The following is a 23,838-nucleotide window of genomic DNA, read 5'->3' on the forward strand; positions in this document are numbered from 1 at the left end:
ACCTCGGATCTGATGCGCATTCGAGTTGCGGGCGAACGGTTTTCACGGCTTCTTGTGGACGCGGCCGTCCTTCATCACGAACCGCACATCGTCGAGAGTGGTGATGTCGACGGTGGGGTCGCCGGAGACGGCGATGATGTCGGCCAGCAATCCAGGTGCCAGCCGCCCACGGTCGTCGACGCCGATCAGTTCGGCGCTGGTGACCGTGGCCGCGCGCAGCGCCTGCGCCGGTGTCATGCCGCGGTCGACCAGTGCCCACAGTTCTTTGGCGTTGTGGCCGTGCGGAACCGCGGGCGCGTCGGTGCCACAGGCGATCTTGACCCCGGCACGGATCGCCTTGCGCAGCGTCTCGCGTGCCCGCGGAAAGACCTCGGCGGCCTTCTTCTGCAGTGCCGGAGCGGCTTTGGAGACATCGAGGCCCTCCGACAGATAACTCGTCGGTACCAGATACGTGCCCTGCTCCACCATCAGCGCGATGGTGTCGTCCTCGGCGAGCGAACCGTGCTCGATGCAATCGACCCCGGCCCGCAGACAGGCGCGGATGCCCGCGTCACCGTGGGCGTGCGCGGCGACGTGAACACCGGCGCGGTGCGCTTCGTCGACGATCGCGGCCAGCTCCTCGTCGGAATACTGCTGTGCTCCGGCGACGGTGCCGTGTGACATCACCCCGCCCGATGCCGAGATCTTGATGACCTCGGCACCGTATTTGATTTGGAAACGCACAGATTCGCGGACCTGCGGCACTCCGTTGGCGCGGCCTTCCTCCACCGAGATCGGCATGATGTGCGGGGCGAGACGCTGAAACATCGTGGGATCGAGGTGGCCGCCGGTCGGTGTGATGGCGTGTCCGGCCGAGACGATGCGCGGGCCTTCGACCCACCCCTGTTCGATCGCGCGGTGCAGATCCACGTCGAGCAGATAGCCACCGGTCTTCACCATCAGGCCGAGATTGCGGACCGTGGTGAAACCGGCGTGCAGGGTGACGCGGGCATTCACCGTGGCGCGCAAAGTGCGATACACCGGGTCGTCTTGCACACCGTGCATCGGGTTCGGCAACCCCGAGGGAGTGTCGGGCCCGCCGATGAGCAGATTGACTTCCATATCCATCAAACCGGGCAGCAGCGTGAGCTCACCCAGATCGATGACCTGAGCGCCCGCGGGTACCTCGACCGGATTGATCGCGGTGATCAGGTTGCCGTCCACGACGATCACCGCCGGCGTGTGCCGCTGCCCGGTCTCGACTTCGACCCACGCCGCGGCACGCAGCACGACGACCTGCTTGCTCATAGGCTCGGCTCGATGACACAGGTCAACGACGCGGCCCCGGTGTCGGGTATGCGTGGCTGTCGCCACACTTCGACAGGGAAGGACACCTGAATCATCGAATACAGCAGGTACATCAGGTTCTTCGCGTCCTCGGGCATATCGTCGATCGAGAACTTGTCGCAGTAGGTGAGCGCGTCTTCGGCCCGCGCGGCGATCACGTCGTAGAACCGTTGCATGTCGGCCATCGTGGAATTCAGGCGCTGGTCGTTGCGTTCGGTTTCGGAGGGCAGACACCACACCGAGGCGAACTGCTCGAGGTCGGCGAACTCGACCGGCAGCAGGGGTATGCTCATCGCTTGGCCTCCGTGCCCTCGCGCTGATAGTCGCCGACCCAGTCCGCCGCCACCTTGTGCAGGTGCCGAAGCAGGATTTCCTGGTCGTTGAGCTGGAATGTGGTGACCGCGCGGGATTCGAGCATGAGCTGCGTCGCCTCCAGCGTCGAAGAATCCTGCAGCCCGTACTCTTTGAAGGTCACCGCGGCCATTTCATGGGCGACACGATCACGCGGGGTGCGCGCGGGCGTGAAGTACAGGTTGCCCTCGAAGATGTGCGTATTGTGCGAGGTCGGCCAGTACTGGTAGGTGAGATACCAACCGCCGGACCAGATGAGAATGGTGAAATTCGGCCACAGCTGGAACGAATCCAACCCCCAGGGTTCGCAGCCCGCGGGGTTGAGTCCGGTCGGCATCGGACCGAGGTCCGGGACATCCCACGGGCCGAACAAGCCACTTCGGGTGATGTCTTCCATCGGTTTACGCATCGCGGCGTCGAGTTCCCATGTCACGACACCGGAGGTGCTGACCAGCCGGTGCGGTCCGTCGAGCTGGTAGTGCGGCGCTTCGAATCCGGCCTGCTGCGCGGCGACGGAGAAATTGTCCGGCGTCTGCTTACCGTGCAGGATCGGTGCGTGGTAGAACTCCTGGAAAGCGTCCAGGTAGAGCTTCCAATTGGCGCCGACCTCGGCCCGGTAGGAATAGCGTTCTGTCAGCTGGTCGAACGGGTACCCCTCGAGACCGGTCACCATCGGGCCGAGGAACTCTCGCAGTGTCTGACGTGGCTGCGCGGCCAGATTGATGAAGATGAATCCCGACCAGACCTCACAGTGCACGCGCGCGAGCCCGAGCTTGTCCTTGTCCAGGTCGAAGAACTCGCCTTCCTGCTGCACGAAACTCAGCGAGCCGTCGAGTCCGTAACGCCAGCCGTGGTACTTGCAGGTGAACTGACGACACGTACCGGCGGTCTCCTCGCGCGGAAACTCGTTCCACACCAGCTTGTTTCCCCGATGCCGGCAGATGTTGTGGAAGGCGTTGACGCTGCCGTCTCGATCGCGGACCAGGATGATCGAGGAATGCGCGGCGTGGATCTCCCTGGTGAAATAGCTGCCGGTGCGCGGCAGTTGTTCGATGCGACCGACATTGAGCCAGGCACGTTTGAAGATCGCGTCGCGTTCGAGTTCGAAGAACTCCGGGGAGATCGAGTCCTCGTAGGACATCGGGTCGGTCCCGAGTTCTGGGTAGTGCTGAGTCCAACTACCCTCTGCGGGTTTGGGCCAACGAGCCATGATGTACTCCTGAAGGGCTGTATCGGTGGGCTATTCGATCGGTTCTTCACCGAGCACCGTGGTGCGCAACATCTCTCGCGGAGAACCTGCCGGGTACGGTGCGGCGCGATGGATGACCCCACGGTTGTCCCAGATCACGGTGTCGCCGACAGCCCAGGTGTGCCGGTAGACGCGGTCGGGTGCGGTGCAGCGGCCCAGTAGTCCGTCGAGCAGTGCCCGGCTCTCGTCGGCGGGCATCCCGACGACGTGGTCGGTCGAGGCGCCGAGGACGAGCGATCGGCGTCCGGTTTTGTGGGTCCAGATCAGTGGGTGCTCTTTGATCGGACGTCGGCGCCACGCCACCAGTTGGTCCGGTGTCGGGTCGGCGGTCACGCCGCGCTGCGACGCTTCGAGTGAATGAACCACACGCAGTGACCGAAGCGATGTTCGTTCCGCGTCGGTCAAGTCGTCGAAAGCCTTGTAGGTGCTGGCGAATTCGGTCTCACCGCCGCTGGCGGCGACGGCCTTGGCCGTGAGCACGGTCGCCATCTGCGGGTACGCGTCGTCTTCGGGCGTGCAGCCGTCGATGTGCCAGTCGAAGGTCGCGCGCAGGTAGCTCGCCGACGAGTTCTTGGCGGCGTCGAGGCTGACCCGATAGATGCCCTCCACCGGATGATGTCCGGGTGAGGTATCCACCTGCCCGAGCGTGCGGCAGAACGCTACCTGGGTTTCCGGGTCGAGATGCAGATCGCGAAAGACCAGCACCCCGTTCTCCTCGAGGGCTGTCATCACGGTCTCGGCGACGTTGTCGTCGTCGAGCAACTGCTCGCGGCGTACGCCGATGACCTCTGCTCCGACAGCGTGTCCGAGTTTCTCGATGGTAATCGTCATGGTGGAGTTCCTTCGTGTCCTACGGCCAGGGCCCTGTGACGCGGGCGAGTTCGGCGTCGGCGCTGTCGACGGGCTTGGGTTGTTGGAAGATCTCGACGGCCATCGCGACCATGACCAGCGAATACACCAGGTGAAGCAGGTGTATAGCGTCCTCGGGTAATTCCTCGAGGGGAAATTTGTCGCAGTAGGCGATAGCGTCTTCGACACGCGGGAAGCACGCGTCGTAGAAGTCGATCAGCTCTTGCATGGGACTGGCAAGGCGGCGGGCGTAGCGTTCGGATTCGGTCTTCAGGCACCACGTGACGGCGAACCGCTCGAGGTCGGCGAAGGCCGGCGGCAGCATTGTCGATGTCATCGCTCATCGGCTCCGGGGAGATCGTGGCGGTACTCATCGACCCAGTCGGCGACGACCTTGTGGAAATGACGCACCAAGATTTCCTGATCATTGACCGGGAAATGGGTCATGCCTGCCGTGCGATATGCCGATTCGAGCGCCGTCTGTGTGCCGGTGAGCATGCCGGCGTCTTGGAGGGCGAACTCTTTGAACACCACCGAGGCGACCTCGTGTTCGACTCGCTCTCGGGCCGTGCGTGCCGGTTGGAAGCACAGCATTCCCTCGAACCGGTGGGAGTTGTAGGAGGTCGGCCAATAGCGGTAGAGCAGATACCAGCCGCGGTAGATGAGGATCTCGATGTTGGGAAAGATCTGGAAGTTGTCGATACCCCACGGCTCGACCCGGCCAGGATTCAAGCCCTTGGGCGGCTCGCCCAGATCCGGCGACTCCCACGGGCCAACCAGGCCGCTGCGGGTGATCCGTTCGATCGGATACATGAACTCCGCCGGCATCGTCCAACGTCGCGCACCGCCGGTGGAGACCATCCGATGTGGGCCGCCGACCTGGAAATGCGCACACTCGAAACCTTTCCCGGGGGTGCGCACGGCGCTGGGTACCTGCTGCGAATGCAGCCCGGGGACGTGGTAATACTCCTGGAACGCGTCGGCGAACAACTTCCAGTTGCTCTGGTTGTCGGCCTTGAATTCGTACCATTCGGTCATCTTGTCGAATGGGTAGCCATCCAGATCGGTGATCATCGGGCCCAGGAATTCGCGCAATGACTGCCGCGGCGTGGTATCGAGATTGACGAAGATGAATCCGGCCCACACGTCGCAGTGCACCGGAGCCAGACCGAGCTCCGCTTTGTCGAGATCGAAGAACTCGCCCTCTTGCTGCACGAAGTTCAGGGAGCCGTCGAGTCCGTAGCGCCAGCCGTGGTACTTACAGGTGAATTGGCGGCATGTCCCCGCGGTCTCCTCCCGGGGAAACTCGTTCCAGACGAGCTTGTTGCCGCGATGGCGACACACATTGTGGAACGCGTTGATGGCACCGTCACGATCGCGCACCACGACGATCGACGTGCGCGCTACATCGAGTTCCTTGGTGAAGTAGCTACCGGTCTTCGCCACCTGCTCGACCCGACCCACATTGAGCCAGGCGCGCTTGAAAATGGCCTCGCGCTCGAGTTCGAAGAACTCCGGCGACACCGAATCCTCGAACGACATCATCGATGTACCCAGCTCGGGATAGTGCTGGGTCCAACTGCCTTCGGTGGGTCTCGGCCATTGATGGGGCGTAGCCGGTTCGTGTACGACTTTGCTCATGATCGTTCCTCCCGTTCCGGGTCCGGTTGCAGGGCAACACTGTTCAACACCATCGCCAGGCACAGATACGAGCCGGCGACGAACAACAGCTCGATCAGTTGCCGATTGTCGAAATGAAGTTCGAGCTGTGCCCAGGTGGCGTCGTCGACGCGATGCTGATCCAGTAGTTGGTCGGTCATCGCCAGCAGCGAGCGTTGCACCGGCGACCACACCGGTGCCCGCGGTCCGGTGCTCACTGCGGCGATCTGCTCCTCGGTGAGGCCGAGGGCCGTGGCGATCCGAACGTGCTGTGTCCATTCGTAATCCGACCGGCTGCGGCACGCGACCCGCAGGATCACCAGTTCGCGGTCTCGCGGGTCGATCGTGGGGCGCTCGATCAGCAGGCCGTTGTAGGCCAGCCACGCTCCCGCCAGTTCGGTGTGATGGGCCAGCACCCCGAGAATGCCCGGCATGGCTGGGGCGTCGGGTGCTCCGGAGAGGTACCGATCGGCCGATTTCACGTGTCCGCGGAACACGGCTCGCGTGTTCTCGTCCCACTCCCGCACCGGCAGCGGTGCCAGTCGAGGAGCGGTGGAAGGTGTCATATCACCGACCCACCGTTCACTCCGAGGACCTGCCCGGTGATGTAGCCGGCCTGCTCCGAGCACAGGAACACGCACGCCGCGGCGATGTCCTCGCCGGTTCCCAGGTGTCCGACCGGGATCGCCTCGGCCATCCGGGCGCTGTCGGGCAGATGCCCGGCGGCCTGCGACTGGCGCGACATGGGCGTATCGATGCCGGAAGGCGGAATCGTATTGACCGTGATTCCCGCGGCGGCGTATTCGCGCGCCAAGGCCTTGGTCATCGCCAGAACGGCGCCTTTGGACGCGGTGTAGTGCACCATGCCCGGCGAGCCGCGCTGCGCGCTCGACGACGAGATTGTCACGATGCGACCCCAGCCGCCCGCGACCATGTCCGCGACAACGGCCTGGGCACAGTGGAACACCCCGTTCAGGTTCACGTCGACGACGCGATTCCACGCCTGCGGTGTGATCTCGGTGAACGGCGCGAAGTCGACGGAACCCGCACTGGTGACAAGTATTTCGATCGCGCCGAACTCGACGCGAACCTTGCCGATCGCCTCACGGACCGCGTCGCGATCGGTGACATCGACCGCGCAGGCCATTGCCGTCGCACCGGTGGCACGCAACTGCTCGGCGACTCGCTGCGCGGCCGCGCCGTCGATATCGAGAACCGCGACCCGATGTCCGGAATCGGCGAACCCCTCGCAGATCGACTGGCCCATACCGGACGCTCCGCCGGTCACCACCGCAACCCTGGCTTGTGTCGACCGGCCGCGTACCGGCTCCGAGACTGTAGTGGCTGTGCTGCTCATATCCGTGTTCCTCTGCTCGTCGGCAAGGTGGGCGATCGCCGCCAGGGGCGCGATGGCGCCGTCGTCGGCGCGGGGGGAGGCACTTCCTCCGGGGAATGGGGTGGGTCGCGATGGGCCGGCCACCGGTGGGCCGCTGAAACGACCGACGAGGCCTGTTCTTTTTTAATCGAGTGCTCAATTTGAGCGAGTGATTAAGATATACGTGACGGCGCTCACGACTGTCAAGAGTCGGATTCGCGAACCGGCCTTGCTGACGAGCACGGGCCGACGCGGCCGTAAACTGGTGAACCCCAGCACCGCTGGGCGCCGTCTGATCATGAATCGCGATCCACGCGGCAGGCCGAGCGCCTCTCGCACGACAGACAGGTCTCCATGTGAAGCCCGCGCGCAGCTCTGACGCAGAGAACTCCACCTCCCGCTCCGCACTGCTGGACGCGGCCGAGCTCATCATGCGGGAGGAGGGCTACGCCGCCGTCAGCTCCCGCCGACTCGGCACCAGAGCTGGGGTGAACCCCGCGCTCGTCTACTACTACTTCGACAACATGGACAACCTGTTCGTCGAGCTGTTCCGGCGAGGGGCCGACCGCAGCTACGAACGTCAGTTGCAAGCGCTGGAATCGGCGCAGCCGCTGTGGGCGCTGTGGGACTCCATTCATGACCAGTCGCACACCGCTCTGACGATGGAATTCGTCGCCCTGGCAAACCACAGGAAGGTGATCCGGGCCGAGATCGCCGATTCCTCCCGGCGATTCCGCTCGCTCCAACTCGACGCTGTGGCAAAGATCTTCGCCGACTACGGCGCGAGCGCGGTCCGCTACACGCCCGGCGCCCTTGTGCTGCTGATGTCGAGCGTTTCCCGCTTTCTGCGGATGGAGGAAGCCTTCGACGTCGACACCGGCCACGCCGACGTCGTCGACCTCATCGAGTCGTTCCTGCGTGAGGTCGAAGGGGAGCGGCGCGGCCGGGCGCGGTAGCGCAGCCACCGGTTCGAAGGGCGTCGGGGCGCCCGCATTCCGCCCCGACCGCGATTCCGTGCAACATGCGGTTGCTCGGTGCGGCCGGGGCGCTCTGTCTGCCAGTGCGAAGGGGGCGATTGACGGGTCGGGTGCTACGCCTGCCGTTCCGTCGGTGTCGTCGCGGCACGTGCCGCGAGGAAGTCGTCGACGATGCGGGCGCAATCCTGTGGAGTCGAGGCTCGCAGGCCGATGAGCTTCGCGAAAACGAGCGGACCGACCAATTGCGACAGAACGAAGTAGGTGTCGAATTCGCCCAGTTGCCGATGGGCCTCGGGGGTGTCGAGCACCTGGTCGAACGGCACCCGGTACTGGTCGATGATGCGCTGGCTGAGCGAGGTGATGGCCGGGTTGTCGGCGTTGCGGTCCGAGCCGGTCGCCAGCCACGCCAATGTCGACACCTGCAGTGGCGCATCACGAATCGCGTCGGCCTGCTGTTCCAGCAAAGTGATCAGTCGATCTCGCAGCGGGCCTTCCGGCGGAGTCTCCAACACCGGTGGCAGCAAACGTTCGATGGTGGCCGCCCGCAGTTGCATCGCATTGTCGAAATGCCGGTACAGGGTGGTTCTGGCGACCTTCGACAACTTGGTGACGCCCTCGATGGTCACCGCCTCCACTCCACCGGCCTGCAACAGGTCGGCAGCGGCATCGAGCAGGCGGGCGCGCGAGCGGGCCTTGCGTGGGTCGACTTCGACGTCGTCAGATCCGCTCATGTGGCCCAGTATTCCTCCGTCAAGGCAGATAACCTCATCGACCCGTCTCCAGCCGTGCAGTTGTGCTACAAGTTGTAGCGTAGCAATACTAATAGTATCGGAGGCCCGATGGATTCCACCGGACGTGCGCGATTGTCCGCGGCCCAGCGCTGGCTCCTGACACTGTCTTGTCTGGCGGTCGTTCTCGTCACCGCCTCGATGGCGGCGCTGTACACGGCACTACCGGAGATCGCGGCCGCCACCGGTGCCAGCCAGGCCGAACTCACATGGATTGTCGACGGATACACCCTGGCGCTGGCCTGCCTCGTCCTGCCCGCGGGTGCGATGGGTGACAGGTACGGCAGGCGGGTGGTCCTCATTGTGGGACTGTTCATCTTCTCGCTCGCCTCGGCGGCGCCGCTGATCCTCGACACCCCGATCTGGCTGATTGCCGCGCGAGCCCTCACGGGGGTCGGCGCCGCGCTGGTCATGCCGTCCACGCTGTCGCTGTTGACCGCGGGGTTCCCGGCGGAACGGCGAGGCAGTGCGATCGGACTGTGGGCCGGCGTCTCGGGCGTCGGTGCGATTCTCGGTATCCTCGGCTCGGGCATCCTGATCGAAAGTTGGTCCTGGGTCTCGATTTTCGTCGGGATGGCCGTTGCCGGCGCGGTGCTGGCGCTGGCAGCCTTCACCGTGCCCGAATCGGTGGACACATCCAGGCCCGCGATGGACCCGCTCGGCGCGGTCACCAGCGCTCTGGCAATCGGTGCGATCGTGGTCGCGGCGATCGAAGTGCCCGCGCGTGGTTGGCTCGATCCGATGGTGATCGCAGCGGCCGTGATCGGGCTGACCCTCGCCCTCGCCTTCGTCGTCATCGAGAAGCGGGTCACTCATCCGCTGATCGATATCCGGCTCTTCGCCGACCGAGGCTTCGGAAGTGGCACTGCGATAGTGACGTTGCAGTTCCTGGTGACCTTCGGCCTGTTCATGCTGATCGTGCAGCATCTTCAGCTCATCATGGGCTACCGGCCACTGGTCTCGGCGCTGGCGCTTGCCCCGATGGGTATTCCGATGGTGGTGATCTCCGCGTTCGCACCCCGGCTGGCGGAACGGATCGGACTGCGAATCCCCACTTTTGCGGGACTGTTGGCGATCGGAAGTGGTCTGCTCATGATCGCGCAAGTCGACGCCCAGACCTCCTACCTGGATCTACTCGGCCCGCTGTTGCTGATGAGCGCGGGAATCGGGTTGTGCACCGCGCCCGCCACAGCCGCGATAGTCGAGGGCACTCCGGTGGAGAAGCACGGCGTCGCCGCAGCGGTCAACGACGCGGCCCGCGAAGTCGGCGCCGCGATCGGTATCGCGATCGCTGGCAGTGTGCTCGCGGCGGGCTACGGTCAGCGCATCGCCCCCGCACTGCCCAACCTCCCCGAGGCCGCGCGCGAACCAGTCGGTGACTCACTCGCGGCGGCGCTTCAGGTCGCCGAGCGTGCGGGTCCATCGGCGCAGCCACTTGCCGATTTCGCGAAGTCCGCGTTCAGCCACGGCATGCACCAATCCGCCACAGTGCTGGGCTTTCTGACCATCGGTGCGGCCGTTCTCATTGCGGTCTGGACACCGGGCCGACGCCGCGCCGCCGCACCCGTCGCCACGGAACCCGGCGATGCACACCGAGAGGTCATCGCCGAGTCCGGAGCGAACAGTGGGTCTCCGAGTTCCGAGAGGAGTTGAGGCGCGTCCTGTCTGGACCCTCAGTGGAGAACCAGTGCTGTCGGTCATCGAAGGCCGCCTGCCGACGTGAGGCACGCTCTGATCGAAGACGAGTGACGTCGGGGAAAAAATTCATAGTTGTGAGCTATATAAAAGTGGAACTCCGGCGCGCCTATCGCAGATGTGAGACACCTCCGTGTATGCATCGATAACTGGGATATTTGGGACAAAATGCCTGCGTGTAGTGCTTTCTCTACCCGATATCTCCTCCGTCCAACCCTGTGTGTACGGTCTATCCCATTCTGGTATCCGAGTGTCACACATCACAGAGGGGTCCAATCTTGAGGAGGCGAGTGTGCAAGTGGTCCGCAGTTCTGTCAGGAGCGGTCGTCGCAGTCAGCGCGGGGTTGGTATCGGCGCCGGTGGCATCGTCGTTGCCGACCGCTGAGGTAGCCATCGGCGACTTCTACAGCACGCCGGTGCCACTGCCCGATGTGGCGGCGGGGGCGGTCATCCGGACGGAGCCCGCGCATCTGGCTCTGTCTGCTCCGGGTCAGCCGGAAATGATTCCCGCCTCGGCGACGCGAATCATGTATCGCAGCAGCGACACCCATGATGAGCCGACCGCTGTGGTCGGGACGTACCTGGAGCCTGCAGCGCCATGGACCGGGCCGGGCGAGCGACCTTTGGTCGCTTTTGCGGGTGGTTCGAAGGGGCAGGGCGATCAGTGCGCTCCGTCGAAATTGCTCGCGAAGCTCGTCGACGTCCAGCCGCCGATGGATGTGATGGTCGAGTTCGACGTGCTGGCGTTGTATGCGCTGCTGGCTCGCGGGATGGCGGTCGTGATGACCGATTACCAAGGCCTCGGCACGCCCGCCGTGCACGATTTCCTCAACCGGAAGTCGCAGGGGTATGCCGTGCTCGACGCCGCGCGGGCGGCATTGGCGCTGCCCGGCAACGGCATCGGTGCCGGTGCTCCGGTCATGCTGTACGGGTATTCCCAGGGCGGTTCGGCCACGGGTGCTGCCGCCGAACTGCAGCCGTCGTACGCTCCCGAGTTGAACGTGCGCGGGGCGTATGTCGGGGCCCCGGTGGTCGATGTGATGGCCTTCATCGCGCACAGCGACGGCAAGGCCAATTTGGCACCCGCCTACGCCTGGCTGTTGAACGGTATCGCCGCCGATTATCCCGATGCCCGTCCGGAACTGGAAGCCGCACTCAACGACACCGGCAAGGCGATCCTGGCGGAGGCTCAGGGCAAATGTGCTGTGCTCAGCGGGATCGCGCAGAGCTTCCCGAGCACCGCGCAGTGGACAACCAGTGGTGAACCGCTGCGCGCGGTCATCGAGCGTTTGCCTGCGGTGTCGCGAGCGGTCGCCGAGCAGCAGCTCGGTAATCAGGCTCCGGCTGTGCCGGTGCTTGTAGCGTCGAGCCGCAACGATGACGTACCGCCTTACGGCACAGTCCGTTCGACGGTGGCGCAGTGGTGCGCCGCTGGTGCGATCGTCGAACTCGACGCCGACCTCCAAATGCCCGCGATCGCAGGCACCGCACCTGACCACGTGGTGTCGTTCTTCCCGGCGCTGGAAGCGTCGCAGCAGTGGGTGATCGACAGGCTCGCGGGTCATCCCGCGCCGACCAACTGTCCGAGGCTGCCTTGACCCCAACCTTTCGATGAGGATGTCGATGCGGGTGCCGCGGCCGCGGCACTTGCTCGAGCGATACTTGGTGCCGAGGGCAGATCCGAAACGATTTCTCTGGGCATTCGGATTACTGGCGCCGGTGTGCGCGCTGCTGCCGTCACAGCTGGTGATGCGTACCGGGCTGACGTTGTTCTGGTGGATCGAGCCGATTATCGTGCTGTTCGTGATTCCGGTGTTGGATCGACTTGTCGGTGAAGACGGCCACAATCCCAGCGACGAGGACTACGAAGAACTCGGTGCCAACCGCTATTACCGGTGGTGTACCTACCTGTTCCTCCCGGTGCAGGTCGCTGCCCTGGTGATCGCCTGCTACCTGTGGGCAGGCTCGGAACTTCGATTCGTCGACAAGCTGGGACTGGCCGTGACGGTCGGGTTCTTGGCGGGTATCGGTATCAACGCCGCACACGAACTCGGTCACCGGGTCGAGCGGCTCGAGCGGTGGCTGGGGAAGGCGGCGTTGGCGCAATCGGGGTACGGGCATTTCTACGTCGAGCACAATCGGGGCCATCATGCTCGGGTCGCCACACCGGAGGACCCGGCCAGCGCGCGGTTCGGTGAGTCGTTGTGGGAATTTTTGCCGCGTAGCGTGATCGGGGGGTTTCGGTCAGCGCTCGAGCTGGAGCGGGAACGGCTGCGCCGCCAGCAACGCTCGTGGTGGGGCCCGCGCAACAATATTTTGCAGGCGTGGGCGATGACGCTGGTGCTGTTCGGTGGGCTCGTCGCGACGTTCGGGCCAGGTGTATTGCCGTATCTCGTCATTCAGGCGGTGATGGGGGTGTGGTTGCTCGAGACGGTGAACTACGTCGAGCACTACGGCCTGCTCCGAGGTCGATTGCCGAACGGCCGCTGGGCGCGCTGCTCGCCGGCCGACAGCTGGAACTCCGACCGCCTTGTCACCAACATCTTCCTGTTTCACCTGCAGCGGCACAGCGATCATCACGCCAATCCCGGGCGTCGATATCAGACTCTGCGCACCTCGTCCGAGGCGCCGCAGCTGCCTGCGGGCTATGCCACCATGATTGTCGTGGCGTCGGTGCCGGCACTGTGGCGGCGCACTATGGATCACCGGGTTTTGGCGCATTACGACGGCGACCTCACCCGAGCCAATACGATGCCCGGCCGTGTTCAGCGTGCGAGGCGCGGGTCGAAGTGATCGCGAGGACAGCTTCGACTCGCGGCACGCCCATATAGCCGCGCGGTGCGGGACTCACTACAGACTGGTGGGCTCGCCGAACACCGCTCCGCTGTCGTCGACTTCGGGTGTTCTGGTTTGCACATAGGTGTATTGGCGGATGGTGGCCGGGCCCACGCAGTTGTCGACTTTGATGTGGAAGTCGCGGGCCACGATCTGGACGGTCTTGCCGGGGATGAGCGGCTTGCCATCACCGATATCGATGTTGGTGATTTCGCCGGGTTGCAGTGCCAATTCCAGGAACAGACCCGGGTCCACCGCGATGGAGGGGAGGATGCCGTTGAACTCCTGCACCTGTGCCGATTCGAACTCCTGTGATTGCCCGGACTCCTGCGTCTCGATCTCCACCGACTCGCCGGAACTCGAACGCTCGACAGACCGCGACTGCGCCTGCTCTGTCGCCTGCCGCTGCGCCTGCTCCGTCGCGTAGTTCTGCTGCGGCCCCTCGAGCCCGAATTCCGTGGTGGGATCGACGCCAGGTGCCACGGCATCGAGCCTTGCCGCACAGCCGACCGAATATCCAGTCTTGAGCACGCCCTCGGCCTGCCCGTCGAGCCGTCCGTAGGCGACAGTGGAGACCAACGCTTCACGGCTGATGGGGGAACTGTTCAACGGCGCGATTCGATAGATGACCTCGTCATGTGTGCCGACAGTGAAACTGCCTATAGCCGACTCGAAAGTCTTCTCGTGCGGTGGCAGATTGACGCTATCGGCATGCGCGGTCGGCTGCGACAGTATGGCCAGCGCTGAGGCGGCACAGCTCACTCTCCAGATGATTCGCAACATGACCCGGACACTAGTGACACCGACGGTGTTTCCCCTTCGTCGCGCGGGCGCGTGTCCTGACCGATGCGGCTTCTTATTCGCTCGTTCATCCGACACTCCCACCGGTTCGGCAATGTGGTTGAGGTGTCTGCGACCATGGGGGCGTTCTACCGCTGGAATAGGGGTGCATGGACGACCCGCTCTTGCCGAAGAAGCCATGACCACGACCGCGATGGAAAGGTGCGCAGAAGGTGTGGTGGATAGTCTCGATACCTAAGCCAGGGTCGATGCCGCCGTCGGCAGCAGGCCTCGACGGCAATGCGTCCTCCATCGAGCAGGCCGCCGATGCCCTCGTCGTCGCTGCCCGCGGGTACCTTCGTCAGCAACAGCGTGAACCGAGCACACGTTCCGTCGAGGGCCATATCGACGGAATGATGATCACGATCGAAGGGCTGCTCGATCCCGCGATATCTGAGCGGAAAGTAGTCGAACAGATCATCTCAGCCGCGAACCTGCTACCCGCACCGATAATCTTCACGCGCGACCCCGAAACTCGTCGGCTGCCGCAGCAATCGAAGACCTCGTGCGACCTGGATATCCAACTTGCACGGATCCAGAACTGGGCACTGAACCGTCTGGGGCGCGACGCGTTCATCGCGAGCACAGATTCAGGTCCGACCGCGGTCGAACCCGGCTCGTCTGTAAACCTTCCCCTGGATCTGACCACGTTGTTCGGCCGCGTCGGCGGGTTCCTACCGTTGTTGATGCCCGGATACGACCTGCTGAACAGATCGCGAAGCGATCAAATACGGAGTTTGTGGCTCGATATCGGTACCGGTCAGCGAGAGCGGAGCCCAGAGTTCGCGGCTGAGTTCGATCCGGCAGCCCTCAGTGCTGAACCTGCCGGCACGGCTTGCGAGTTGTTCCTGCCTGAATTCATTCCCATCGCCGACCGAGACGGCACCACCTTGTTCGTCGATACTCGTTCAGGTGAGTTGTCGGGTTGCGTTAGTGAGTACACCGCCGAGGGTGCGTCTGAGGGGTGGCTGTGGCCGTCGATCGTCGACATGTTCGGTGCGCTCGCGGACAGCCTGGAAGCCGAATCGGCTTTCATGAACTACCGGCCCGTGGTTAGTGATCGCGTGTTGGCCTGGAATCGAGAGTCGCGGTCCTGACCGCGCCCTAAGGGCACTGGGCGCTGAGATCCCTTAGATGGCAGCCCACTATCTCGGAGGTTCCGGACTAGCTGTCCGGTCCGGCCTCGTGCCCAGGACGACCGTGGGAGCGGCGAGCTTCTTTCATCTCCGCCTCGTACAGGTGGGTGCGGCCGCCGACGAGTTCGTAGCGGATCTCGCGCTCGATCTGTCGGAACTGCGCGTAGTAGCCCTCGTCGTATTCCTCCACGATCTGGAAGGTCCACCGGCCGGGCAGCACGTTGCGGCCGACCAGCCTCGCGGCCAGCTTCTCGGCGAGCTGATGGTGGCCGGCCTCGCGCAGCATGTCCACCGCCTCACCGAGAGCGAGATCGGCGCCGCCGGTGAGCTGGTGGAAGCTGTAGAGGTGCCCGCGAGCACGTTCGGTCGTCTCCAACGCCTCCGACAGCTTGCCGACCGCTGCCACTGTCGAGGAGTTGACGCCGACGGGTCGCCGATGCCTCTGGGCAGGCTGATCGTTGTCAGTCATACCCCGAGGCTATCGCCGATCCTCCGGTGTCACGCGTGGTCTCGGTGTCGACACACTATTTCTCGGACGAACCGCTCGCCGATCCACTTCCCAGGATGCACAACGGATTCGCCACCATGGCCGCCTGCGCCGAACCGGACGACGAACCGGTGATCCCGGAGTCGACCGGTGGCGTATTCGGCACCGGTGCTGCCGGATTGCCCGAGCCGCCCGTCAACATCGACTCGCCGTCGAGATTCGCGGGAGCCAAGACATCGAGCAGATCCAGGACGGTCGGGGTGATGTCGGCGAGGGTGAATCCGTTGTTCTGCGTTCCCGCCGCGAACCCCGCTCCCCGCGCGATCACGAAACTGGCTGTCTCGTAGGCGCTCTGACCGCCGTGCCCCCCATCCGGCTTGTGTCCGTGGTCGGTGGTGACCAGAATGGTCCACCGCTCGTTCGAATGCGAGGCCGCTCGCGCGTCCACCGCGGCGGTGATCTGCCCGACCAGGCCGTCCACTCGTCCGATGGCATCGCGATAGGCCTGCGGCCAGACTCCGCGCAGCGTGTGACCCACGATGTCCACCTGATCGAGGTGCGTGAACAACAGATCGGTCGCGTCCTCGGTGATGGCCGAGACAACCTCCGCGGTGGCATGGGAATCGGCGGTGGTCTCACAGACGCCCGCGCCGGTGGGATCGATCTGTGTGACGGCCACCCGGTCGGCCTGCGGGCTGCCGGTGCGCGCGATCATGCCGATCTTGTCCCAGGTCCCGATGGAGGCCGTCGACAGCGACGGACGCTCCCGCTCCACCTGGGTGAATATGGTCGGATACTGTGCGAAAGGTCCTGCGTTGCAGGTGGATCCGTTGTCCTGAATCCCGTGCTTGGTATCCCACACGCCGGTCAGTGCTGTTGCCCACGAGACGCACGACATGGTGGTGTGTGGGGCGATGGAGGTGCGTGCCAGGGTGCCCTCCGCGGCCAGGCGGTCGAGGTTGGGGGCATCGGCCGCCGACACCTCACTCCACAGGGTGCCGTCGATACCGATGACCACGACCTTGTTCACGACCGGAGCCGCAGGGGCAGGCGCTGCCGCGGCGAAGGGGACAGCGGCCAGGGCGGCGGTGGCGAGTATGCGGTGAGTGCGGGGCATGCGCGGGACCGTAGTTGCCGAGCGCCTACGACACCCGGCGAATTGGACAATTGACCGATACGGTCCCGCCCACCGGGAATTCTGCAGAATCGCGCGCCCGTGGCGTGTGGTGAATTTCCGAGCCATTGGCGTGTGAGGTCCGGTTGATTGCCAAGGGCTATCGCTCCCTGGCGGCGCGCAAAACGGCCGTAGGGTCGTCGAGCATGAGCATTCGTCTCGGATACCAGATGCCCTACTTCGGCTACGCGGCCTCCCCACGCGAACTGTTCCCGCAGGTCATCGCGCAGGCGCAGGAGGCGGAGGCGGCCGGATTCGATGCCGTGCTCTTCATGGACCACTTCTATCAGGTCTATGGGCAGCCGGATGATTGGATGCTGGAGGCCTACACTGCCCTGGCCGGGCTGGCCACCGTCACCGAGCGAATCCAGCTGGCCACCCTGATGACCTGCAACACGTACCGCAATCCGGCGCTGCTGGCCAAGATCGTCACGACGCTCGACGTGATCAGCGGCGGCCGCGCGGCCCTCGGCATCGGCGCGGGCTGGTTCGAGCTGGAGCACATCGGCTACGGCTTCGAATACAGCAGCTTCACCGAGCGGTTCCAGCGGCTCGACGAGGCCCTGCAGATCATCTCGCCGATGCTGCGCGGGCAGCGGCCGACCTTCCAGGGCAAGTGGTACCGCGCCGAGAACGCGATCAACGAGCCGCAGGTGCGTGACGACCTGCCGATCCTGCTCGGTGGCAGCGGTGAGAAAAAGACCTTCGGCCTGGCCGCGCGGTACGCCGACCACCTGAACCTCCTCTGCCACACCACCGCGCTACCGCAGAAATTGACCGCACTGCGACAGCGCTGCGAGGAGGTCGGGCGCGACCCGCAGACCCTGGAGACCAGCTTCCGCGCGGTCGTCGTCGTCGACGAGGACGGCGACCGGGCGCGCAAGCTGGCGCAGGAGTTCATGCAGCGCGACGTCGTGGTGGTGATCTCGCAGGACAGTGTGTTCGCCGGCACCCCTGACGATGTGGCGGAGCAGATCCAGCGCCGCATCCTCGATCACGGGGTCGACGGCCTCATCGTGAACATGGTCGCCAACGGTCACGAGCCGGGCATCCTCGAACTGGCAGGTAAGGCCCTGACCCCACTGGTGCACGGCTGACTCGCGCAGCCTGAGCACGTGGGCCGCAAAGCTTTTGTGAGTATTACGCAGGTAGGTATGAGCGAGCGTGGGACTATGCTGGAGACGGACTCGTCCGAGCGGTGGACCGGGCGTACGAACTGGTCACGAGTGATAATGCCCCGGATGGAGTGCCATCCAGCATCTCGTCGGGAAGCTTCAGCGCGGCGCAGGTGGCTGGAAATGCAGCGACATCGTATCTGTCGTCGGCGATGGCGGACGAGCAGTATGCGGAGCTGGCGTTGGCGGACATGAACAACACGAACTCCTCATGGGAAGGTCGCTGGTTATGATTGACGTGGCCGAAAAGTGGGGGGATACCTCGCATTTGCAGGGCGTCCGGGATGCGTTGGCCAGGAAGGACGGTGAGAAGTGACCGGAAATTTGGACAGCCTTCGTCGGCGTCCGCTCGAAAACGGCCCGCTCGGTTATCATTGGTTCTTGACTTTCGATCATGCCTCGGAGCTTCATTCGCGGACCAAAGAATGCCAGCAAGCTATCGATCCGGCGTACTTCAAGACCACGCCGATCGACGGTCTCCATCTGACGTTGGATCGAATCTCGCGCCCTTACACGTGCACGTTCGAACAACGGGCTTCTGTTGCAGTAGCTGCGCAGCATGCTTGCCGAAACCTGCAGCCGTTCAGCCTGTCCGTTGATCGGCTGACCAACATACGTGGTGCGATCGGCTTCGTTATCTCACCCGCGGCGCCGGTGATGGAACTTCGTGACACGCTACGTGCGGCAACGATCTCCGTTTTGCCGCAGGCGTCGCTGAAAGAATCTACAGCGGATCCCCATGTGACGATCGCATACCCAGTTTTCGAAAGTCTGGAAGAGATCGCTACCGCAGCTGCAGCGACGGCTGGCAGTGCTGTCCACGGCTTCGACATCGTGACCACCGGGGCTACGTTGGTTTCGCTCGAACTCCGGGACAACTCCTACAAATGGGACGTCATCGAACGGGTCGAACTGGGTGCGGACACCTGATCGAGTCGCCACGGCTGCGAGGCAAGGACTTCGGGATGGTCGCGCCATATCTAGTGCCACCGCCCGTCGGGTCGGCGTCACCATCTACCACCTCGATTGACCTTTCGTGCACCCTGCCGGAGTTGCGGGAGAACTGGGCCGACCGCCAGCTACCCAGGCCGTTTCCGCAGCACCTCGGTCAACTGTTCGCCGATCGTCGGTGTCAACCTGCCCGTCAGTTCGAACCCGAGCTGGTTGGCGACGTCGCGGGCGTACAGGTCGACCGAGGCTTCCACGAGGTCCGCGTAGACCCCCACCACGCGGCGGATCCGACGGCGCGACACCAGCAATGCCCACACTCCCGGCACGAGCGCCGGCCACCAGTACACACCGACTGCCAGATAGGCCAAGCCCCACACCGGGGTGCGGGCGGCGGAGGCGCACCGTTCCTGGACCGTCGTCACCTCGGTTCGCGCCGCGTCGGGCAGCACCAGCCACAAGCGCGGCCACGTCGTGGTCAGGTCGAGTCCTGTGCCACGGCTGACGCGGTCGTCCACGCTCCGCAGCCGGTCGCCCGCCCACGTAGGGCATGCCGGTTCGATCTCGGAGATCGCGTTGCGTCGCAGCACAGCTCGCTGTGCATTGTTCCTTGCCCGGCGGTCCGATCGGTCGGCCAGCACCGCCTTGACCGCGGCGTCCGCCTTGACCGTCGCCCGCTGCCAACGGCGGTGGCGCACTGCGACGAACGGTCTGCCGACACCGGTGTCTGGGGCTGCCCACGCGGCGATCACGATGCCGCCGAGCGCGGTAGCCGCCAGCCCCACCACCGCGGTCGCGGCGAGGAACGCCACTGCGGCCCACGCCAGCACGGGACCGGTCGACACCGTCGTCACCCGGGTCCACAACAGCTTGAAGTCGAGTGCGTGCGATGGCCCGAGCGCGACCGCCACCACCACAACGGCCACGAACACCGCGGCGGGCAGCGCGAGTAAGGCAGCCCAGCGGGTAGCCAGGTTCTTGCCGAGCTCGGTGAGGAACGCGTTCACAGCTCGATCCTGCGCAACGGTTGCCCGGTGAGCCCGCACCGCGGACCTTCGTCGATCCCTGCCCGAGTGCACGCACTCATGGGGCACACCCACGCCGTGACTCCGATGTCGCGCGGTCCCTTCCACGGCTCGAAACCGCGGTGCGCCCGCGTCAGGTTGTCGATGCCGTGTTGGGCGAAGGCGCTGTCGAGCAGGTCGAGGTCTGCTTCGGACACCTCACCCTGTTGGGCTGCCGTGACGATTCGGGCCAGTACGTCGGCGACGCCGTAGCGGGACGCGCGTTCGGCCAGCGCCGCTCCGGCCTGCTCGCAGAGAACCTCGACTCGGGGACCGGTCGTTGGTGTCATGCCGAATTCGAACCTCCCGCTTGGTGATTGGGATCACGCTACCGTGGACCGAACGGGATCGGGGGCTTCGCGTGTACGACGACATTCGGTTGGTGGTCGAGAACTTTGCCTACACCGGAGACATCGGTGCACTGCTGGCCGCGGGCCTACCGCCACCGCAGCAATGCCCTGCGCACCTGTTACCGCACCTGGCCCAAGCGCACTCGCACCGGTTCCAGGCGCAGAGCGGCTTCGCCGGGCTGGTCGACCGGGAGATCGCGGCCGCCATCGCGGGCACGCCAGGTGATCTCGCGGTCGCGAGCGTCATCGCCATGCCGCAATACCGGGTGTTGAACGAGGCACGCGAGCAGTTCCAGCGCTACCAGGACCGTGACTCGCTGGTGCTGTTCGCGAACGCCTATACGACGGTGCTGAACGCACTGGACGACGAGCGAATGAAAGCCGCGCTCACCGCCGATCACGCCACATTGCTGCTGCTACTCGACGAGCACGACGGTACCGACACCTACCGTGAGACCGTCGTCAACGGGCTGAACTGGACGATTGCTCACACACCTCGCGACGATCCGCAACGCGCCCGCAGGCTGGTCGATCGCGCCCGAGCACAGGACAACGCGGGCCTGGCGCCGGGGAAGATCGTCGCCGACTATCGGGCCGCTGCCCAACTGGCGTTGCGGGAACGCCCGGTTTGGCGCGACGTCGTGGTCGAGCTCGCCCAATACGAAACCGATCTCTACATCGACGGTGGAGCGCCCATCCATCTGGCCGGCGCGCTGGTGACATGCCGTGACCTCGCCGATGCGTTGGAGCGGGACTACGCCGGCACAGCTACTGTGCCCGCGCTCGAGCAGCTCGAGCAAGAGGTCAGCAGGGAGATCGGTCCCGATATAGCGCGATTCCTGATGACCTGCCATCGCGATCCGCGCGCTCTGCAGGCGCAGTACGACCTGGTCGAGAGCCTGCGGCGGCAACCGGTCACCCGTGAAGTGCTGGCGCGACGACGTGACGAGGCGTGGGTGCTCGCCGTCGGACTACCGCTGGACCACGATGACAGGCCGGCTGCGCTGCTGGACCTCTACTACGCGCATACCGACCTCTGGGATATCGGCGGCGACACCGACGCGATCACGCTCGCCTACGACGCGGTGACCGAAGCGCTGCTCATCACCTCACCGGACGACGCGATCCGGGCGCAGCTGCTGAAGGCGCTCGCCCACTGCGCGACGACCGCAGCAATGCGGACCGGCTCCCGCGACGAAGCGAAGCTGGCGGTCGACGCTGCCCGCGCCGCGCTGAACTTGCCGGCCCCGGACAATGATCAGCGCGCACTCCGGCTCTCCGCGCTCGCGTCCGCGCTGATCATGCAATCCAGAGTCGGCGGCAACCCCGCGGCTGGCCGGGAGGCTGTCACCGTCGCGGAGCAGGCCCTCGCGCTGACCCCGCCCGGCGACTCGAATCTCCCGCTGCGCTGGTCGACCCTGTCCGCGGCGGCCGAGGAGGTGGCCGAGGCCGGGGACCACGGCATGTTCACCACAGCTGTCGACGCGGCAGCATCCGCAGTATCCACCCTCCCGGTAGACGATGTGCGCCGGGTAGGCATGCTCTACAACTATGCCGCCACCGTGCTAGCCCGGGTGGTCAGCACGAATGTCACGCATGCGGAACCGTTTCACGAGGCCGAACGCGCCTACCGGACCGGACTCGCGCTCGTGGGTCCCGATCACCCTGACGTGCCACGCATCGAGAGTGCTATCGCCGACGTGCTGTACCACCGATACCGGCAGTGCGGCGATCTCGGCGCGCTGGACGACTCTCTCGCGCTCGCGGAGAAAGCCGTCGGTCAGACACCTCGGGACCACCACTGGTGGCCGTTGCGGGCGTTCGCACTCGCGCGCTCGGCCCGTGCGCTCGCCACCTTCGGCGGGCCGGGTGCCGACCGGTTGCGCGAGCTCGCGATCACCAACTATCGGGCAGTGTCGGCGCACTCAGCCACCAGCACGCAGCGTCGGATGATCTGCGAACAGGCCCAGGCCGCGATGTTCGCCGAGGCGGACCCTGCGACGTGGTTGGACGCGCAGGAACGTGTGATCACCGTAATCCCCGCGACGGTCAGCCGAGCGCTGTCGTGGGTCCGCAGGGTGGAGGCGGTGCGGAAGCTGGACGGCCTCGCCGATCGGGTGGTGGACGCCGGTGTGCGGTCAGGTCAACTCGACCGAGCGCTGGAACTGGTCGAACGGTGCCGCGGTGTGCTGTTCGGCGACGCGTGGGGTATCCGCCGCGGCTGGGCACGACTGCGCGAGACACAACCCCGGCTGGCCGAGGAGCTCAGCGAGGTCGAGCGCGACCTCACTGATGCCGACGGATACGCCGACGTGACGTTTCACATCGAGGTGGAGTCCAACGGCCGGTTCGCCTCCCAGGACTGGGACCCACGACCACAGGCCGTCGAACAGATCCGGCAACTCTCGGCGCGGCGCGACCGGTTGCTCGCGCATGCTCGGTCGTTGCCGGGATTCGAGGATCTGCTGGCGCCGCCGAACCTCGAAGTCCTGCGCACGCGCACGGCCGGGCAGACCGTGGTGATCGTCAGCGCCCAGGGCGCCGCGCTCGTGGTTCCCGCCGATCTTTCGAAGCCCGTCGAGGCCGTGCCGCTACGGCAGCTCACCGAGATCGCCGCCCGCGCCCAGGTCAAGCGGTTGCGAGCGGCGCTCGCCGATGTGAAGGACCCGGCGTGCTCGTTCGACCGGCGCGAGCAGGCCCAGATGGACGTGCACGCTGTACTGGAATGGCTGTGGAACACCACGGCCGGGCCGGTGCTGGACCGGGTCAACGCGACGCGGCTGTGGTGGTGCCCGATCGGAATCATGGCCCAGCTGCCATTGCATGCGGCCGGCTGGCACCGCGACAATGCCGGGCAGACCGTGTTCGACCGGGTCGTCTCCTCCTACACGCCATCGCTGACCGCGCTCGCAGACACGTTGAGCACACCCCGGCCGCGCCACGCCCGCCACACCGCGCTCATCGTCGGTGTCGGCGAGCGCAAAGGCGTATCGGTGCTGCCGAGCGCCCGCGCCGAGGCTGAGGCGGTGGCGAACTTGCTGCCCGGCTCCACTGTGCTCATCGACGCCGACGCCGACTTCGACGCCATCGAGCAGGGCCTGCACGAGCACGCGATCGCCCACTTCGCCTGCCACGGCCGGGCGGTCAGCTCCGCAAAGCATCCCGCCCAGGGTGGACTGGTGCTCAGCGACGGCATGTTCGTGCCCGCGTTCGTGCACGACCTGCGCACCACAACGGCGCAGCTGGCGTTCCTGTCCGCCTGCGACACCGCGGGCCCCGACCCTGCCCTGCTGGACGAGCCGCTGAACTTGGCGTCGGCGTTCCACCTCGCGGGCTTCCGCGGCGTCATCGGCACGCTATGGCACACCGCGGACAGCTCCGAGACCGCCGAGGCGGTCTACGCGGCGCTCACCGCGCACGGCACCCGGCCGCCCGACACGGCCGAGGCGGCCACCGCGCTCACCGAAACATTGCGCAGCATGCGGAACGCCTATCCAGCCGTGCCGACCAGGTGGGCGGGACACGTCCACGTCGGTGACTGAGCTACCCGCCGGCCCATT

Annotated in this window: 22 protein-coding genes; 8 read left to right on the top strand and 14 right to left on the bottom strand. The window is 65.3% G+C overall.

Annotation, left to right across the window (positions count from 1 at the left end; translation table 11 throughout):
* Positions 1–42: 42 nt before the first annotated feature.
* The 8 genes from IBJ82_RS22980 to IBJ82_RS23015 are packed head-to-tail and all read right to left on the bottom strand — an operon-like array spanning position 43 to position 6,791.
* Positions 43–1,287 (bottom strand): amidohydrolase family protein, encoded by a 1,245-nt coding sequence (locus IBJ82_RS22980; protein ID WP_194828033.1) that lies wholly within the window; start codon positions 1,285–1,287, stop codon positions 43–45.
* Positions 1,284–1,619 (bottom strand): hypothetical protein, encoded by a 336-nt coding sequence (locus IBJ82_RS22985; protein WP_194828034.1) that lies wholly within the window; start codon positions 1,617–1,619, stop codon positions 1,284–1,286. The genes IBJ82_RS22980 and IBJ82_RS22985 overlap by 4 nt, the downstream gene beginning before the upstream one ends.
* Positions 1,616–2,887: an aromatic ring-hydroxylating dioxygenase subunit alpha gene (locus IBJ82_RS22990; RefSeq protein ID WP_194828035.1), complete on the bottom strand. Its 1,272-nt coding sequence runs from the start codon at positions 2,885–2,887 to the stop codon at positions 1,616–1,618. Before IBJ82_RS22990 ends, IBJ82_RS22985 begins: the two co-directional genes overlap by 4 nt.
* Positions 2,888–2,917: 30 nt before the next feature.
* Positions 2,918–3,757 carry a TauD/TfdA family dioxygenase gene (locus tag IBJ82_RS22995; protein WP_194828036.1) on the bottom strand — a complete coding sequence of 280 codons (840 nt, stop codon included), beginning with the start codon at positions 3,755–3,757 and terminating at the stop codon, positions 2,918–2,920.
* 19 nt (positions 3,758–3,776) lie between these two features.
* On the bottom strand, positions 3,777–4,112 hold the full coding sequence (locus tag IBJ82_RS23000) for a hypothetical protein (RefSeq protein ID WP_194828037.1): 336 nt from the start codon (positions 4,110–4,112) through the stop codon (positions 3,777–3,779).
* Positions 4,109–5,416: an aromatic ring-hydroxylating dioxygenase subunit alpha gene (locus IBJ82_RS23005; RefSeq protein ID WP_194828038.1), complete on the bottom strand. Its 1,308-nt coding sequence runs from the start codon at positions 5,414–5,416 to the stop codon at positions 4,109–4,111. Before IBJ82_RS23005 ends, IBJ82_RS23000 begins: the two co-directional genes overlap by 4 nt.
* Complete coding sequence (locus tag IBJ82_RS23010) at positions 5,413–6,000, bottom strand: carboxymuconolactone decarboxylase family protein (protein WP_194828039.1); 588 nt, start codon at positions 5,998–6,000, stop codon at positions 5,413–5,415. The genes IBJ82_RS23005 and IBJ82_RS23010 overlap by 4 nt, the downstream gene beginning before the upstream one ends.
* Positions 5,997–6,791 (bottom strand): SDR family NAD(P)-dependent oxidoreductase, encoded by a 795-nt coding sequence (locus tag IBJ82_RS23015; protein ID WP_194828040.1) that lies wholly within the window; start codon positions 6,789–6,791, stop codon positions 5,997–5,999. Before IBJ82_RS23015 ends, IBJ82_RS23010 begins: the two co-directional genes overlap by 4 nt.
* A gap of 374 nt (positions 6,792–7,165) precedes the next feature.
* Here IBJ82_RS23015 and IBJ82_RS23020 point away from each other — a divergent pair, with 374 nt between their 5' ends.
* The gene (locus tag IBJ82_RS23020) at positions 7,166–7,765 is read left to right on the top strand and encodes a TetR/AcrR family transcriptional regulator (protein WP_194828041.1); all 600 of its coding nucleotides are present in this window, start codon (positions 7,166–7,168) and stop codon (positions 7,763–7,765) included.
* Positions 7,766–7,899: 134 nt separating this feature from the next.
* Here the strand turns inward: IBJ82_RS23020 and IBJ82_RS23025 are convergent, their stop codons facing one another.
* Positions 7,900–8,517: a TetR/AcrR family transcriptional regulator gene (locus IBJ82_RS23025; RefSeq protein WP_194828042.1), complete on the bottom strand. Its 618-nt coding sequence runs from the start codon at positions 8,515–8,517 to the stop codon at positions 7,900–7,902.
* A gap of 108 nt (positions 8,518–8,625) precedes the next feature.
* On the opposite strand from IBJ82_RS23025, the gene IBJ82_RS23030 reads away from it, so the two are divergent.
* From IBJ82_RS23030 to IBJ82_RS23040, 3 genes are all read left to right on the top strand, one after another.
* Positions 8,626–10,227 (top strand): MFS transporter, encoded by a 1,602-nt coding sequence (locus IBJ82_RS23030; RefSeq protein ID WP_194828043.1) that lies wholly within the window; start codon positions 8,626–8,628, stop codon positions 10,225–10,227.
* A gap of 401 nt (positions 10,228–10,628) precedes the next feature.
* Positions 10,629–11,867 carry a lipase family protein gene (locus tag IBJ82_RS23035; RefSeq protein WP_194828044.1) on the top strand — a complete coding sequence of 413 codons (1,239 nt, stop codon included), beginning with the start codon at positions 10,629–10,631 and terminating at the stop codon, positions 11,865–11,867.
* A 67-nt stretch (positions 11,868–11,934) separates the two neighbouring features.
* Positions 11,935–13,062 carry an alkane 1-monooxygenase gene (locus IBJ82_RS23040; protein ID WP_370585438.1) on the top strand — a complete coding sequence of 376 codons (1,128 nt, stop codon included), beginning with the start codon at positions 11,935–11,937 and terminating at the stop codon, positions 13,060–13,062.
* A 57-nt stretch (positions 13,063–13,119) separates the two neighbouring features.
* Here IBJ82_RS23040 and IBJ82_RS23045 read toward each other — a convergent pair whose 3' ends face one another.
* Positions 13,120–14,085 carry an MspA family porin gene (locus IBJ82_RS23045; RefSeq protein ID WP_370585439.1) on the bottom strand — a complete coding sequence of 322 codons (966 nt, stop codon included), beginning with the start codon at positions 14,083–14,085 and terminating at the stop codon, positions 13,120–13,122.
* A gap of 68 nt (positions 14,086–14,153) precedes the next feature.
* Between IBJ82_RS23045 and IBJ82_RS23050 the strand changes: the two genes are divergently transcribed.
* Positions 14,154–15,041 carry a hypothetical protein gene (locus IBJ82_RS23050; protein ID WP_194828047.1) on the top strand — a complete coding sequence of 296 codons (888 nt, stop codon included), beginning with the start codon at positions 14,154–14,156 and terminating at the stop codon, positions 15,039–15,041.
* Positions 15,042–15,108: 67 nt separating this feature from the next.
* Here IBJ82_RS23050 and IBJ82_RS23055 read toward each other — a convergent pair whose 3' ends face one another.
* Positions 15,109–15,549, bottom strand: coding sequence for a hypothetical protein (locus IBJ82_RS23055; RefSeq protein WP_194828048.1), 441 nt, complete (start codon positions 15,547–15,549; stop codon positions 15,109–15,111).
* A 55-nt stretch (positions 15,550–15,604) separates the two neighbouring features.
* Complete coding sequence (locus IBJ82_RS23060; protein WP_228537553.1) at positions 15,605–16,684, bottom strand: alkaline phosphatase family protein; 1,080 nt, start codon at positions 16,682–16,684, stop codon at positions 15,605–15,607.
* Positions 16,685–16,887: 203 nt separating this feature from the next.
* On the opposite strand from IBJ82_RS23060, the gene IBJ82_RS23065 reads away from it, so the two are divergent.
* Both IBJ82_RS23065 and IBJ82_RS23070 read left to right on the top strand, forming a co-directional pair.
* The gene (locus IBJ82_RS23065) at positions 16,888–17,838 is read left to right on the top strand and encodes an LLM class F420-dependent oxidoreductase (RefSeq protein ID WP_194828049.1); all 951 of its coding nucleotides are present in this window, start codon (positions 16,888–16,890) and stop codon (positions 17,836–17,838) included.
* Between the two features lie 390 nt (positions 17,839–18,228).
* On the top strand, positions 18,229–18,846 hold the full coding sequence (locus IBJ82_RS23070; RefSeq protein WP_194828050.1) for a 2'-5' RNA ligase family protein: 618 nt from the start codon (positions 18,229–18,231) through the stop codon (positions 18,844–18,846).
* A gap of 149 nt (positions 18,847–18,995) precedes the next feature.
* Here IBJ82_RS23070 and IBJ82_RS23075 read toward each other — a convergent pair whose 3' ends face one another.
* Complete coding sequence (locus IBJ82_RS23075; protein ID WP_194828051.1) at positions 18,996–19,871, bottom strand: hypothetical protein; 876 nt, start codon at positions 19,869–19,871, stop codon at positions 18,996–18,998.
* A complete protein-coding gene (locus IBJ82_RS23080; protein WP_194828052.1) occupies positions 19,868–20,218 on the bottom strand; it encodes a hypothetical protein in 351 nt (116 codons plus the stop codon). The genes IBJ82_RS23075 and IBJ82_RS23080 overlap by 4 nt, the downstream gene beginning before the upstream one ends.
* 92 nt (positions 20,219–20,310) lie before the next feature.
* Between IBJ82_RS23080 and IBJ82_RS35460 the strand changes: the two genes are divergently transcribed.
* Complete coding sequence (locus IBJ82_RS35460) at positions 20,311–23,820, top strand: CHAT domain-containing protein (RefSeq protein ID WP_194828053.1); 3,510 nt, start codon at positions 20,311–20,313, stop codon at positions 23,818–23,820.
* Positions 23,821–23,838 lie beyond the last annotated feature (18 nt).

It is taken from the genome of Nocardia sp. XZ_19_231 (genome assembly GCF_015355705.1).
GTDB classification, from domain to species: domain Bacteria; phylum Actinomycetota; class Actinomycetes; order Mycobacteriales; family Mycobacteriaceae; genus Nocardia; species Nocardia salmonicida.